This window comes from Bacillus sp. MN7755, assembly GCF_054771475.1.
In genome coordinates this window covers 22,244-36,764 of the sequence record NZ_BTRL01000010.1, presented here as the reverse complement: position 1 = coordinate 36,764, position 14,521 = coordinate 22,244, and the positions used below count along the sequence as shown (strand labels likewise).

The following is a 14,521-nucleotide window of genomic DNA, read 5'->3' as shown; positions in this document are numbered from 1 at the left end:
AGAAAGATATTCAGACTGCAATATGTCTGAATATCTTTCTTGGTTCTAGTGCAAATATTATTGATGATATTAAAGAAAAAATTATTCTATATAAAGTTAATAGTACGGGGGAATATTGTTAAATGATAAAGGATTCTATCGTTCAAATTGAGGGTCAAGAAAAAGTTTGCTTAGATCAATGGGTAGCTCATTATCGAACGTATGCAGCTAAGGGACGAAGCGCCAGTTATATTCCCGCTCTGGGAGAAATAAATGTATCGCAGTTAGGTATTTGTATAGTAAAGCCAGATGGAACAATGATAAAGTCAGGAGATTGGGAGGTACCTTTCACATTACAAAGTATATCAAAAGTAATCGGATTTATAGCCGTTTGTTTAAGTCGCGGTATTTCTTATGTATTAGAACGAGTTGACGTAGAGCCAACTGGAGATGCCTTCAATTCGATTATTCGTTTAGAGATACATAAACCAGGAAAACCTTTTAATCCTATGATTAATGCTGGAGCGATTACGATAACTTCACTTTTGCCAGGGATATCGGTGCAAGAAAAATTAGAATCTCTATACGTATTAATTGAAAAAATGATAGAGAAGCGTCCTGCTATTAATGAAATAGTATTTCAATCAGAATGGGAAACGGCTCATCGTAATAGAGCTTTAGCATACTATTTAAAGGAGAATGGTTTTCTAGAATCAGATGTGGAGGAGACACTAGAGGTTTACCTAAAACAATGTTCGATTGAAATAAATACAGAAGATATTGCCTTAATAGGGCTTATACTAGCACATGATGGATATCATCCTATTCGCAAAGAACAAGTGCTCCCTAAAGAAGTAGCTAGGTTAACAAAAGCTTTAATGCTTACTTGTGGAATGTACAATGCTTCTGGAAAATTTGCTGCTTTCATTGGATTACCAGCTAAGAGTGGGGTATCCGGCGGAATTATGACACTTGTTCCCTCAAAGTCTAGGAAGGATTTATCGTTCCAAGATGGATGTGGTATTGGTATTTACGGACCAGCCATTGATGAATATGGGAATAGTTTACCAGGAATTATGTTGTTAGAACATATTGCAAAAGAATGGGATTTAAGTATATTTTAAAAAGGAGCACAGATATTTTGATGTTAGAGCGAGTCCAAAAGTGTTCAGACCTTATATTGTGTCTGAACATTTTTGAGTTATAAAGTATCTTTCTAAAGTAGAAGAGTGTAATGAATACTCACAATCTGTAATGCTTTCGTTTATATCTTATTTATCAGTTTTGAAAAAAATAGAGTAAGTGTTGTATTAATGCAAATAGGTTTGTATACTGACTGTTAGGCGAAAGTGAGAAGTGATTATTTTGAATCTTAGTAATTTAGTAAAAAAAGACATTTATATTCTCGTTTTAATGATACTTACAGTACCCTTAGTAGGTGAAATAAAGTCATTTCCCTTAAATGAAACATTTAGAATGAGCTTTGGTGCACCAACATTTTTCTTTTTTTTGTTATTGTTTCGACGAGTTCCAGCATTTTTACCGGGTTTTTTAACAGCGATAGTCGTTGTAGTATTTCGTATCTCAATGGATGTCATTATAAAGGGAAATATGGATTGGTTAGCCGCTTTTCATACTCACTATCCTAGTTTTTTCTTTTATTTTACGTATTCGTATCTCTTTCATTTAGCAAAAATCAAACGTTTTTATCATCAACCACTAATGATTGGTTTGATTGGTTGCATTATTGAAATATTGTCAGACTGTGTGGAATTAATGATTCAATATTTCGTATTAAAAACATCGATCACATCCGAGGCAATAAATGAGATCATTGTTATCGCATGTTCCCATAGTTTTATAGTTCTAAGCTTTTTCAATATGATGAAATTGTATGAAGCGCAATCAAGGGAGAGACACATAAAGAAACAAAATGAACATATGCTTATGCTCATCTCTAATTTATATGAAGATGCTGTTCATTTAAAAAAAACATTACAAGATGCTGAGAATATAACAAAAAAATCCTATGATTTATATAAAACCTTAGATTCTTTTGAGCATAAACAGATGGATTTTCAGTTTCAGGATTTAAGGCAACAGGCATTACAAATTGCTGGTGAGGTCCATGATGTTAAAAAGGATAATCAACGTATTTTTGCGGGGCTTTCAAAACTAATTTCTGATGAAAGTTTTACAGATTATATGTCTGTACATGAACTGGTAAATATCATTATACGGGCGAATACGAAATATGCACAGTTACTAGAGAAAGACATTCAATTTGTGTATAAAATTGATGGTGTACATTCTCATTATCATATTTATACAATCTTATCTATTATAAATAATATCGTTACAAACGCTGTAGAAGCTATCCAAGGTATGGGAACCATCACAATTGACATTAATAAAGACCACCATTTTGTTGAATTTCAAATAGGCGATAATGGTCCCGGTATTTCTTCAAAATATAAAGATTCAATTTTTGAGCCTGGTTTTACTTCTAAATATGATGATTTAGGCAATCCATCGACAGGCATCGGACTATCGTATGTTAAAGAAATGGTCGAACAACTTGAAGGTGATGTTACGCTTGAGGACAGAACCGAAGGAAAAGGATCAATTTTTATAATTAGATTAGGGATTGATCATATAATTTCGAAAGGGTGATTCTATGTATTTTTATATAGTAGATGATGAAAAAGCGGTTCGCTCAATGTTGGCTCAAATTATCGAGGATGAAGATCTTGGAGAGGTTATAGGAGAAGCTGAGGATGGTTTATCTTTAGAGCAATACATGCCAATCCTTAAAAATATAGATATTTTATTTATCGATTTGTTAATGCCGATTCAAGATGGAATAAAAACAATTCGTCAAATAAAGCCTTCGTTTAAAGGGAAAATCATCATGGTCTCTCAAGTAGAATCAAAAGAATTAATTGCTGAAGCTTATTCACTTGGCGTTGAATACTATATTATTAAGCCAATTAACCGGATTGAAGTATTAACAGTTGTTCGGAAAGTCATTGAAAGAATTCGTTTGGAAAAATCGATAAAAAACATTCAAGAATCGCTTAATACGGTACTAAAATTGGATAGTAATTCAAGTGCGCAAGAAAAATACCGTAATGAAAAACATTTAAATACTTTTAATCATTTTCAAAATTCCATTCATTTTCTTTTGTCTGAATTAGGAATAGCCAGTGAAAGTGGAAGTAAAGATTTAATGGATATGCTAGATTATTTATATAAATATGAACAAGATAACACGTTGGAACAAGGTTTTCCCTCACTAAAAGAGATTTTTATGAATTTAGCTCAAAAAAAACTTGGGGATTCAGCTGAAGATACCGAATTAAAAAGGTTCATAGAAGCTTCCAAACAACGGATTCGGAGAGCAATTTATCAATCATTAAACCATTTAGCATCCCTTGGACTTACTGATTTTTTAAACCCGAAGTTCGAAAATTATGCTTCTAGATTTTTTGATTTTACTACCGTAAGGAGAAAGATGACAGAATTGAATAATGAACCAACATTACCTGCTCGTATTGATACGAAAAAATTTATTCAAGTTCTTTATTTTGAAGCAAAACGAATACACTTGGAATTAAGATGATAAACTCTTGCTCATTATTACTTTCAATTAATAAATTGATAGTTGTTTTAATGTTATTTGTTTTATATAGTTTTTCTAAGAGCGTATTTTCCTTTATTTCATATTGGTTTTAAAATCAGAAAATTCCGTATCGATTCGGTAGAAATGTACTAACTTAGAACAAAAGAATATGTATTTTTTAAACATTAATATTCATTTAAAAAAATGAGTATTTCCAAAATAAAATATAAATACATAGTAAGTTGAATTTTAAAAAAGATGCTATCTTCTAGCATCTTTTTTCTTTAAGAGGAAATATCATTAATCCTTATATTATTTAAAATTCAAATGCGGGCATATAAATAAGGGAAAGGGAGATAATATTTAACAAATTATAATTGGAAATGGTATTTTAGGTCAGAAATGTTTTTATACTAACTAGGCTATTGGTACTAAATAAGTATAATGTCTTGCTTTTCTGCTCTTTAATCTTATAGTTATTTTTTATTAAGTACATATCGTTCTTTAGAAATCTCAATCCTAGCAGAGTATATAAATTGGGTGATAAAAATGTGGAACATAATTACTTCTTATCTTCCAGATTGGAAAGTCTTTGTACAAGCTTTTATTTTGTTTTTAATTCCGTATACTATCTCAAGATTTTTTCATTGGGTTCGTATGTCAGAGAAAGAGTGGGAAGAATGAGCTGGTGGAAGTCAAGAGACAAACAAGTGAAAAAAAATAATATTCAAAGTAAAACGAAACAAGGGTATAAACCTTCTCAAAATGCAACCGTTCATTTCACAAATGATTTTGCCTCTAACTTAGAACTTATAAAGCAACAAATCGGACATAATTCTGATGTTCGCTTTCGGAAGTTTAATATTGGACGCACAGATATTCAGGCTGGGATCATTTTTGTTGATGGTCTATCAGATAAAGAGATAATTGACAAACATATTATGAAATTACTAATGGATGATTTTTCTGACGAATATAAAAATGAATCTTCTTATGTGGAGGGGACTGTTTCAAAAGAATATATTAAAAATAAAGTTCTTACAATTAGTGAAGTAGCAGAAGTCCATTACATAAAAGATTTGATATCCAAAGTATTGATAGGTTCAACAGCTCTTTTAATTGATGGTTTAGCAGATGTGTTTATTCTTGGTACAACAAAAGCAAATAAACGAAACATGGAAGAACCAGTATCGGAGGCATTAGTCAGAGGTCCACGGGTGGGGTTTACTGAAGTATTAAGTGACAATACCTCACTTTTGCGACGGCATTGTGCGGATGAGAACTTATCATTAGTAAAGCTACCAGTAGGAGAGCGTGCAAAGAAAGAGCTAGTTGTCGCATTTATTAAAGATCTTGCTAGTACAGAATTGGTGGAAGAAATAAAAAACAGGATTCAGAAAATTGACATAGATAGTGTACTCGAATCTGGTTACATAGAGCAACTCATTGAAGATAATTATCTCAGTCCTTTCCCGCAGATTCAAAATACAGAACGACCTGATCGTGTTATTAGTGCTTTGATGGAAGGCCGAGTAGCTATTTTGTTAGATGGAACACCATTTGTTTTAATTGCTCCAGTTACATTTAGTATGCTGCTGCAATCACCAGAAGATTATTATGAAAGGTGGATTCCTGGTACGCTTCTCCGCTTATTACGCTTCATGACAGCTTTTGTTTCATTATTTGCCCCAGCACTGTATATTTCTTTCATTTCATTTCAGCCAGGATTAATTCCCACTAAGCTCGCTATTTCTATTATCGGATCGCGAGAAGGAGTGCCTTTTCCCGCTCTAATAGAAGCATTGATTATGGAAGTGGCTATTGAAGTTTTACGGGAAGCAGGTTTACGTTTGCCTAAACCTATTGGACCTGCAATGGGAATTGTGGGCGGGTTAATAATTGGTCAGGCTGCCGTAGAAGCAGGAATTGTTAGCCCAATAATGGTTATCGTTGTTGCGGTAACAGCTATTTCTTCTTTTACTATCCCGCAATATAGTGTGGGAATTACGTTACGCATTCTTCGTTTTGTAGCTATGTTTTGTGCTGCGATATTTGGCTTGTATGGAGTTATTCTCTTCTTTCTTTTACTTTGCAGTCATTTAGTGAAACTGAAAAGTTTTGGAGTTCCTTATACTAGCCCTGCTGTTCCGTATCGATTTAGTGACTGGAAAGATTTTATGGTTCGCATGCCATTAAAAATAATGAGACGTCGGCCAAAAATAATGCATACAAAAAAAACTATCCGCAAAAGGTAGCTGATGACGAAAGGAAGTGGCCTTCAGTGATTACTATACCTAAAGACCGAATAACAACTTCACAAGCAGTTGTTATTATTGTAAATTACATACTTGGAACAGGAATCCTCACTCTGCCCAGAGCATCTGTAGAAAAAGTGAAAACACCAGATGTATGGCTAAGTGTGATATTAGGTGGGATACTCGCAATGGTTTCAGGAGTAATTATGGTCAAATTAAGTCAGCAGTTTCCAAATAAAACATTTTATCAATACAGTCAAGATATTGTAGGGAAATGGATAGGCAGGTTGCTTAGTTTTCTTATTATAGGGTATTTTCTTACAACTTCAGCCTTTCAAATTCGTTCAATGGCAGAAGTAATAAGCTTTTTTTTGCTGGAAGGAACCCCCACATGGGCTATTGTTATGCCTTTTATGTGGATAGGTCTTTATTTGATTATGAGTGGTATTAATTCAATTGCACGGATGTTTGAAATAATATTTCCTATTACTATTTTTATTTTTTTACTCATTTCCTTTATGAGTATCGGAATATTCGAGATAGATAATCTCCGTCCCGTATTAGGTTTGGGAATTAAACCAGTGATAGATGGGATAAAAACAACGTCTCTCGCATTTACAGGACCTGAAATCATGTTAATTCTTTTGGTGTTTATGGAACAACGAAATAAAGCAGTAAAAGCTATTTTAGTTGGAATTTCTATTCCGTTAATCTTTTATGTAATAACTGTTGTAATGGTCATTGGTGCATTATCAATTGATGGGGTTGTAACAAGAACATGGCCAACAATTGACCTTATGCGCAGTTTTGAAATTTCTGGTTTGATATTTGAACGTTTTGAGTCTTTACTGCTTGTAATATGGATTATGCAAATATTTGCTACATATACAATTAGTTACTATGCAGCTGCATTAGGATTAGCGCAACTCTTTAAAAAGAGTATTCATCCGTTTATTTTTGCTTTGATTCCAATCATTTACATCATTGCTATGACTTCGAAAAATATAAATCATTTGCTTAAATTGGGGGATATGCTCGGTAATGCGGCTTTATTTTTATTTGGTTTACTGCCACTGCTCCTTCTTATTATTAAGCGATTAAAAGGAGGAATAGTGTGAAAAAGAAATTTAATTATATGCGGTTCTATTTGGCTTTGTTAGGGACGCTTTTGCTTCTATTTTTAACAGGATGTTGGAGCAGTAAAGAAATAGAAGAGTTGAGTTTAACTGCAGGTATAGCACTAGATAAAGGGAAGGAGTCAATAATTGAGAAAGAGGATGAGGAAGGAAGGTATCCAAAAAGAAACCTCATAACAGCTACTTATCAAATTGTTAGTTCGCAAGCGCAAAGTAAAGGGAATGGACAACAAAAACGTTATATAAATGTTTCTGAGACCGGTGATTCCATTCATCAAATTATTCGTGAGTTTTCATTGAAAAGAGAGAGCACAATGTTCAGCCCACATTTAAAAAACATTGTTATTAGTGATAGTCTTTTACGTACATACAGTTTAGAACAATTACTTGAACAGTATCTCCGTGACAATGAGGTTCGGCTTAGCTGTATGATCTTAATTAGCAAGGGTCTAGCGAAGGAGGTACTGGAATCAAACAAAAACGGAGAAATCCCAGCATTTCGTTTGTCTGGAATTGCAGATAATCGAAATAGAACAACAAGGATTTTACCTCCTGTATCGCTCGCTAAATTAGGAGGAAAGATGCGGTCAGGATCCAGTTTTCTTTTGCAAAATGTAATCTCAATAAATGGAGAAACAAAATTTGCAGGAGCTGCTGTAATTAAAGGGAAGACAAAAAAGTTGATGGGCTTTTTAAATGAGCAGGAATTGGAAGGAGTAGTATGGATAAATGGAAAAAGGAATGGTGGTGTGGTAAAAACTTTTGATAAAGAATCAAAGAAACTTATTATATACGAAGTAAAGTCAATAAAAAGCAAAATCATACCACATGTTAACGGAAATAATATTTCCTTTGATGTAAACATTGAATCAGAAGGACGTTTGTCTGAAAATTGGATGCAATCAGGAAAAGATTTTGAAAGTGAATTTTTAAAAAGAGAAGAAAAAGCTATTGAAAAAGAAGTAAAGCACTTAGTACATCATGTTACAAAAAAAATACAAAAAGAATATCAAGTCGATATTGTGGGTTTTGGCAACCAATTAAGAATTAAACACCCGAGAACATGGGAGAAAGTCAAAAAAGATTGGGATCGAACATTTAGTAAGGTACCGATTAAATATCATATAAATGTAACTATACAAGATTATGGAGCGTCAAGTTTAAAACGATGAGACGTCTTAATTGACCTTATATTTACACAAAAACAAAAAGTTACAAAAATTTTAATTTAAAAATTTTTGTAACTTTTTGTTTTTTTATGTCCTTCTTATTATAAATTAAAGAAATGATTTTATTAAAAGTTCATTATTTCTTTATCCTATGCATTTCTTTTGCGCTATAAAGAAGATAACAACAGTTACTATTGGCGTGTTATTTAACGTTAGGAAAGAGAAATCGCTATATGTCTTGAGTAGGAGGGAGTTTGAAGTGCAAGCGAAAGCAGTGCAAATAGAAGAAATCTATCAAGAAATATTAGACGGTAAAAGAAGTAGGTTTCCACCGAATACATGGAAAGAAGATAGCAATAGAGAGCTATCTAAAAGGGTCACAAAATATTTAATTGAAACAATTTTAAAATGGAATGAAGAGGATATTAAACAAAAATGGAATACGCCTTTAATTATAAAATATCGATTACTCGGCGCGCTCAAACATGGTTATGATAACAGTCCCTATAAGATGATTGAAGACTTATATCCTAATAGATTTAAAGAGTGGGAGTTTGGTATGGCACCATTAAATTTTTGGACTAAAGAAAAAGCTCTTGAAGTATTAAAATGGACTGTTGAAGAAAAAGAAAAGCTAAGTAAAGTAGAACTACTCAAATTCTATAGTAAAAAATGGTTAGAGAAAAATAAACTCAGTGCACCATTAGTTATGTATTGGAATGGTAGCCCTTATGCAATGATAAATTCTTTATACCCTAATAAATTTAAAGAGTGGGAATTTAGTATGACTCCTAACAAGTTTTGGACTAAAGAAAAAGCATTGGTAGCATTAAGGTGGACTATTGAAGAAAAAGAAAAATTAACTTCTTTTCAATTATTACAAGTTTACAGTGTAAAATGGCTTACTATTCATAAATTAATTTCTCCTTGTCAAATATTCTGGAATAACAGTCCGTACTCCATGATCAATGAGTTATATCCTGGTCAAAATAAAGAATGGGAATATAAATTCACACCTACCGGATTTTGGACTGAAAAAAAAGCATTAGAGGCGCTGAAGTGGACTATTGAAGAAAAGGAAAAACTAACAGAGGAGCAATTACTATCTATTTACACACAAAGGTGGTTAATTAAACATAAGTTATGGACACCATTAAGAAGATATTGGAAAGGAAGTCCATACAATATGTTAAATACTTTATACCCCAATCGTTATGCAAAAGATATGTTAAAAGGTTATAAAAATAAATAATGATTATATTAGAAGTCTTACTTATATCATACAATATCAAGTTTAAGATAGAGTTAATAAAATATTGATTTAATTAATTCTTAACTTAATTATAGGAGCGAAATTATATGTCACCTTTACGGAATGAAGCATTAAAAATGCATAAAGAAAAACAGGGGAAGATTGGTGTTTATTCTAAAATTAAAGTACAAAATTCAACAGATTTAAGTCTCGCTTACTCACCAGGTGTTGCTGAGCCATGCTTAGAGATTTATAAAGATGAAAGCAAAGTATATGATTATACAATGAAAGGGAATCTAGTTGGGGTAATATCTGATGGAACTGCAGTATTAGGTCTTGGGAATATTGGACCTAAAGCAGCTATGCCAGTGATGGAGGGAAAAGCTTTACTTTTCAAATCATTTGCTGAGATCGATGCTTTTCCTATTTGTTTAAACACTAATAATCCGGATAAGATTGTTGAGGTTGTTAAATTATTAGAACCAAATTTTGGTGGGATAAACTTAGAAGATATTGCAGCACCTCAATGCTTTGAAATTGAGGAGCGTCTAAGAAAATCTTGTGATATTCCTGTTTTCCATGATGATCAACACGGTACAGCTATTGTAACGATTGCTGGCCTAATTAATGCACTTAAGTTAACAAATAAAAAAATTGAAGATGTACAAATCGTTGTAAATGGTGCTGGTGCTGCTGGGATTGCCATTGTTAAGCTGTTACTTCATATGCATGTAAAAAATGTTATTTTGTGTGACACAAAAGGGATAATATATGAACAGCGACCTATTGGAATGAATGCGCTTAAAGAAGAAATAGCCCGTATTACAAATATAGAACAGAAGCGGGGAACATTAGCAGAGGCCCTTATTGATGCTGATGTATTTATTGGCGTATCAGCTGCAGATGTAGTTGATGAGGATATGATTCGTTCTATGAATCATAATCCTATTATTTTTGCCCTGGCTAACCCTACACCTGAAATTATGCCTAATAAAGCAAAAATAGCAGGAGCACTAGTAGTTGGTACAGGACGTTCTGACTTTCCTAATCAAGTAAATAATGTACTAGCTTTCCCCGGAGTTTTTCGTGGAGCCTTAGATGTACAAGCAAAAGAAATTAATGAAGAAATGAAGCTAGCAGCTGTTTATGCAATAGCTGAGTTAATTTCAGAAGAAGAGCTTCATGTCAACTATGTCATTCCAAATCCATTTGATCCTAGGGTGGTGCCACATGTAGCATATGCTGTTGCACGTGCTGCAGTGGAAACCGGTGTTTCAAGAAAAAATATCAGCATGTCTGAAATTAAAAACAATCTATTCAGGTTAACAAAAGAGGTAAATATATTAAAATAAATATTTTTCTTAAGAAAATATTATGTAGTAAAGATTATATGAAATTGAATCAGGCTATCTCGCCTAAGGTAGCTTACTATATTCTTAAAGTTTTTTTAATTGTTTCATGTGTTTTTGATTGGATTTTGTAGTATTAGTTATCAAATTAAAGATACGTTTCTATTAGAATCAGCTTGAAAGTAGTTTGAATCCTTTACTGACAGGCTATTCATATAAGTTAGTTGTAAGAAAGTGAATAAATCCATGCTCTTAAGAAATTTAACAGAAAATCACTTAATGACTATTAATTATTATTAGAGTGGTTTGTTGCAACATGTAAAGGATTTGTTTACAACTTTGATTTAAAACATTAAACCCTTCTTTTAATAGATTAATAGTAAAGGTTCTCTACTTAGTTCTTAGCGTATAAAAAGTTAAATTATGTATATCTCCCTTTCTGATATTTGTAAAACGCATATATTTATTCCTTGTGAAGTATGAAAATTAACAAAGTCTTAAAAGGAGCGAGTTTAAATGATGATTGTTCTTCAGGTAGTTTTAGCAATTTTTATTGTAGTAGGGGGATTCATAAAAATTTTCCGTATATCTTTTCAGGTAGAACATTGGCAACAATATCAATATTCATTATGGTTTATGTCTATAATTGGTTTTGTTGAAATTATTGGAGCAATAGGTATAATCGGTGGTATTTGGAATCAATACTTAGCGCTAGGAGCAAATACATTATTAGCAATTCTCATGGTCGGAGCCATTCATGCTCATATTTTTCGAGCAAAACAATCTATTTTAATGATAATCCCTGCATTACTTTGTTTCATGCTATCTACGTCGATAATTATTTGGAATTTAAATACATTTCCTTAAGCGTAACTATAAATTTTGAAAATAAGTAATTATAAGAGGAATATGTAAGCTCTATTTAAAATGGTGAATAGTTAAAGAATATTAATTCCGAAAAATTATCACCATTTTACTCTTGTTTTTAATAGTTCTATGAATAGAAAGTCTCTTCATTTTTTTAAATGCATGCTTGTAAAGTACATACAAAAGCATAGCTCATTATAGGAAGGAGAATTTTTAAATTCTATTGATAAACCCAGTAATTGTAATAGCCCTTATTTAGAATAATAATTTCAAAATCAATAAAGTTTAGAATAGAAGGAGCAAGATCAAATTATTATGAATAAACAAATAGGATTTATCGGATGTGGCAACATGGGTATTGCTATGATAGGTGGGATGATTAATAAAAATATAGTGTCTCCAAATCAAATAATTTGTTCAGATTTAAACGTCAGTAATTTAAAAAATGCTAGTGATAAATATGGCATAACTATAACTACTAACAACAATGAAGTCGCTAACAGTGCTGACATTTTAATTTTATCAATTAAACCAGACCTATACACATCGGTAATTAACCAAATAAAAGACCATATAAAAAATGATGTAATTGTTGTAACTATTGCTGCAGGAAAAAGTATTAAGAGCACTGAGAATGAATTTGATAGAAAGTTAAAGGTTATTAGGGTAATGCCTAATACACCGGTACTTGTTGGGGAAGGAATGTCTGCATTATCTTTTAATGAAATGGTTACAGAAAAAGATATAAAAGAGGTACTAAATATATTTAATATTTTCGGCCAGACGGAGGTCGTAAATGAAAAACTAATGGATGTTGTTACATCTATTAGTGGTTCTTCTCCAGCATATGTGTATATGTTTATAGAAGCCATGGCAGATGCTGCTGTACTTGACGGTATGCCGAGAAATCAAGCTTATAAATTTGCGGCTCAGGCTGTATTAGGTTCTGCAAAAATGGTATTGGAAACGGGAATACATCCAGGTGAATTGAAGGATATGGTTTGTTCTCCAGGTGGAACGACGATAGAAGCTGTAGCAACATTAGAAGAAAAAGGTTTAAGAACAGCTATCATTTCAGCTATGAAACGTTGTACGCAAAAATCTATGGAAATGTCTAGTTTAACTAATAGGTGAGAAGCTTTGTTTAGGCGTAAATTCATAGCCATTAATTTAAGTTGTTATTTCAATTATAAGCTTGTTGCTGTTCGGGATCATAAAATGGCTTTCTGCAACGGTGCTCTAGGCTGGAATAAACTATATTAACATATAAATTATAGGAAAAATAAAGAGCGTATACAAATCTATAATCGGAGGAGTTGTTATGTCAAATAAGGTTCCTACTTCCTTTATCATTATTATAGGATTGATGCTGTTTGCATTGTTTTTTGGAGCAGGAAATTTAATTTTTCCACCTATGCTTGGTCAAATGGCTGGAAATAATGTATGGATAGCCAATGCAGGCTTTTTAGTTACTGGAGTTGGTTTACCATTGTTAGCAATAACAGCATTTGTTTTTTCAGGTGAAAATGATTTGCAATCTTTAGCTAGTCGTGTGCATCCGGTGTTTGGTATTGTATTTACGACCGTTCTCTATCTAGCAATTGGTCCCTTTTACGCCATCCCTAGATCTGGTAATGTATCGTTTGAAATTGGAATTAAACCTTTTTTATCAAATGATGCAGATCCTGTTGCATTAACTGTATTTACAATCTTATTTTTTACAGTTACATGTTTGTTATCCCTTAATCCTACAAAGATTATTGATATAGTTGGGAAAATTTTGACTCCTATCAAATTGACTGTTATTGGGATCCTCGTAGTTGTGACTTTTATTCATCCAATTGGAAGAATTCAAGCGCCTATTGAATTGTATGCATCAGATTCATTTTTTAAAGGTTTTCAAGAAGGATATTTAACATTAGATGCTCTTGGAGCTTTTGTTTTCGGAATCATTATTGTGAATGCAATTAGAGAAAAAGGGGCTACTACTAAAAAGCAGCTTATGATTGTTTGTGTAAAAGCAACGGCTATTGCTGCTACACTCTTAGCTCTTATTTATACTGCCCTTTCCTATATGGGCGCTTCTAGTGTAGAAAAACTAGGTCGTTTAAATAATGGGGCTGAAGTTTTAGCAAAAGTTTCGGACTATTACTTTGGTTCGTATGGTGCAATTTTCTTAGGTGTAATGATTATAGTAGCATGTTTAATCACAAGCGTAGGACTTATCACTGCTTGTTCTTCTTTTTTTCATAAATTATTTCCAAAGATTTCTTACAAAAAACTTGCTATTATTTTGTCTGTTTTCAGTACACTAGTTGCGAATATAGGGTTAACACAATTAATTAAGATTTCAATCCCTGTATTAATAACTATGTATCCAATTGCTATTACCTTAATATTTCTAACATTTTTACACTCTGTATTCAATGGTAGATTTGAAGTATATCAAGGGAGTTTGATATTGACATTTATTTTTAGTTCGTTAGATGGATTAAAAGCTGCTGGAATAGAAAGCGAAATAATCCATAATTTTGTTGAGCACTTTCTTCCTTTATATAGTGTAGGTTTAGGGTGGGGATTTCCGGCTATTATAGGCGGTGTATGTGGGTATATTGTTAGTGTATTACGGAAGAAAAATACCTTAAGTTCTAGTGAAACTCAATTAAATAAATAAATTATTTTTGTTTATCATACCATTATCGGGCATACAAAACTAATTATCTCTTTGAAATGAAAAAATCTTTTATTTATATCTTTGGAGGTAAATTGAATTAGCTATAACACATTATAGCTGATGTTTGTTGAACAGTGGAGGAAAGAGAAAAAATAGAATGTTTTAAATTTATTTAACGTAAAAGAAATATTATAAGACTATCTAATAACTGAGTAAAT

At 32.3% G+C, this 14,521-nt stretch carries 11 protein-coding genes; all 11 read left to right on the top strand.

The window, feature by feature from the left end; all coding sequences use genetic code 11:
* Window positions 1-122: 122 nt before the first annotated feature.
* The 11 genes from glsA to brnQ5 all read left to right on the top strand — a co-directional run bounded on the left by glsA (window position 123) and on the right by brnQ5 (window position 14,303).
* Entirely contained in the window at window positions 123-1,103 is a 981-nt protein-coding gene (gene glsA, locus ACYVEC_RS11590) for a glutaminase GlsA (protein ID WP_063224983.1), read from the top strand.
* Window positions 1,104-1,335: 232 nt separating this feature from the next.
* Window positions 1,336-2,652 (top strand): sensor histidine kinase, encoded by a 1,317-nt coding sequence (locus ACYVEC_RS11585; protein ID WP_063224984.1) that lies wholly within the window; start codon window positions 1,336-1,338, stop codon window positions 2,650-2,652.
* Window positions 2,653-2,656: 4 nt separating this feature from the next.
* Window positions 2,657-3,601 (top strand): response regulator, encoded by a 945-nt coding sequence (locus tag ACYVEC_RS11580; RefSeq protein ID WP_063224985.1) that lies wholly within the window; start codon window positions 2,657-2,659, stop codon window positions 3,599-3,601.
* A gap of 680 nt (window positions 3,602-4,281) precedes the next feature.
* The gene (locus ACYVEC_RS11575; RefSeq protein WP_063224986.1) at window positions 4,282-5,856 is read left to right on the top strand and encodes a spore germination protein; all 1,575 of its coding nucleotides are present in this window, start codon (window positions 4,282-4,284) and stop codon (window positions 5,854-5,856) included.
* 26 nt (window positions 5,857-5,882) lie between these two features.
* Entirely contained in the window at window positions 5,883-6,974 is a 1,092-nt protein-coding gene (locus tag ACYVEC_RS11570) for a spore germination protein (protein ID WP_063224987.1), read from the top strand.
* Window positions 6,971-8,164: a Ger(x)C family spore germination protein gene (locus ACYVEC_RS11565; protein ID WP_063224988.1), complete on the top strand. Its 1,194-nt coding sequence runs from the start codon at window positions 6,971-6,973 to the stop codon at window positions 8,162-8,164. The genes ACYVEC_RS11570 and ACYVEC_RS11565 overlap by 4 nt, the downstream gene beginning before the upstream one ends.
* Window positions 8,165-8,420: 256 nt before the next feature.
* The gene (locus ACYVEC_RS11560) at window positions 8,421-9,413 is read left to right on the top strand and encodes a DUF4046 domain-containing protein (RefSeq protein ID WP_063224989.1); all 993 of its coding nucleotides are present in this window, start codon (window positions 8,421-8,423) and stop codon (window positions 9,411-9,413) included.
* A gap of 107 nt (window positions 9,414-9,520) precedes the next feature.
* Complete coding sequence (locus ACYVEC_RS11555; RefSeq protein WP_063224990.1) at window positions 9,521-10,765, top strand: NAD(P)-dependent malic enzyme; 1,245 nt, start codon at window positions 9,521-9,523, stop codon at window positions 10,763-10,765.
* A 513-nt stretch (window positions 10,766-11,278) separates the two neighbouring features.
* Window positions 11,279-11,629 carry a DoxX family protein gene (locus ACYVEC_RS11550; RefSeq protein WP_460506518.1) on the top strand — a complete coding sequence of 117 codons (351 nt, stop codon included), beginning with the start codon at window positions 11,279-11,281 and terminating at the stop codon, window positions 11,627-11,629.
* A gap of 315 nt (window positions 11,630-11,944) precedes the next feature.
* Window positions 11,945-12,763, top strand: coding sequence for a pyrroline-5-carboxylate reductase (gene proC / locus ACYVEC_RS11545; RefSeq protein ID WP_063224992.1), 819 nt, complete (start codon window positions 11,945-11,947; stop codon window positions 12,761-12,763).
* Between the two features lie 187 nt (window positions 12,764-12,950).
* Complete coding sequence (gene brnQ5, locus ACYVEC_RS11540; RefSeq protein WP_460506509.1) at window positions 12,951-14,303, top strand: branched-chain amino acid transport system II carrier protein BrnQ5; 1,353 nt, start codon at window positions 12,951-12,953, stop codon at window positions 14,301-14,303.
* The last annotated feature ends 218 nt before the right edge of the window (window positions 14,304-14,521 follow it).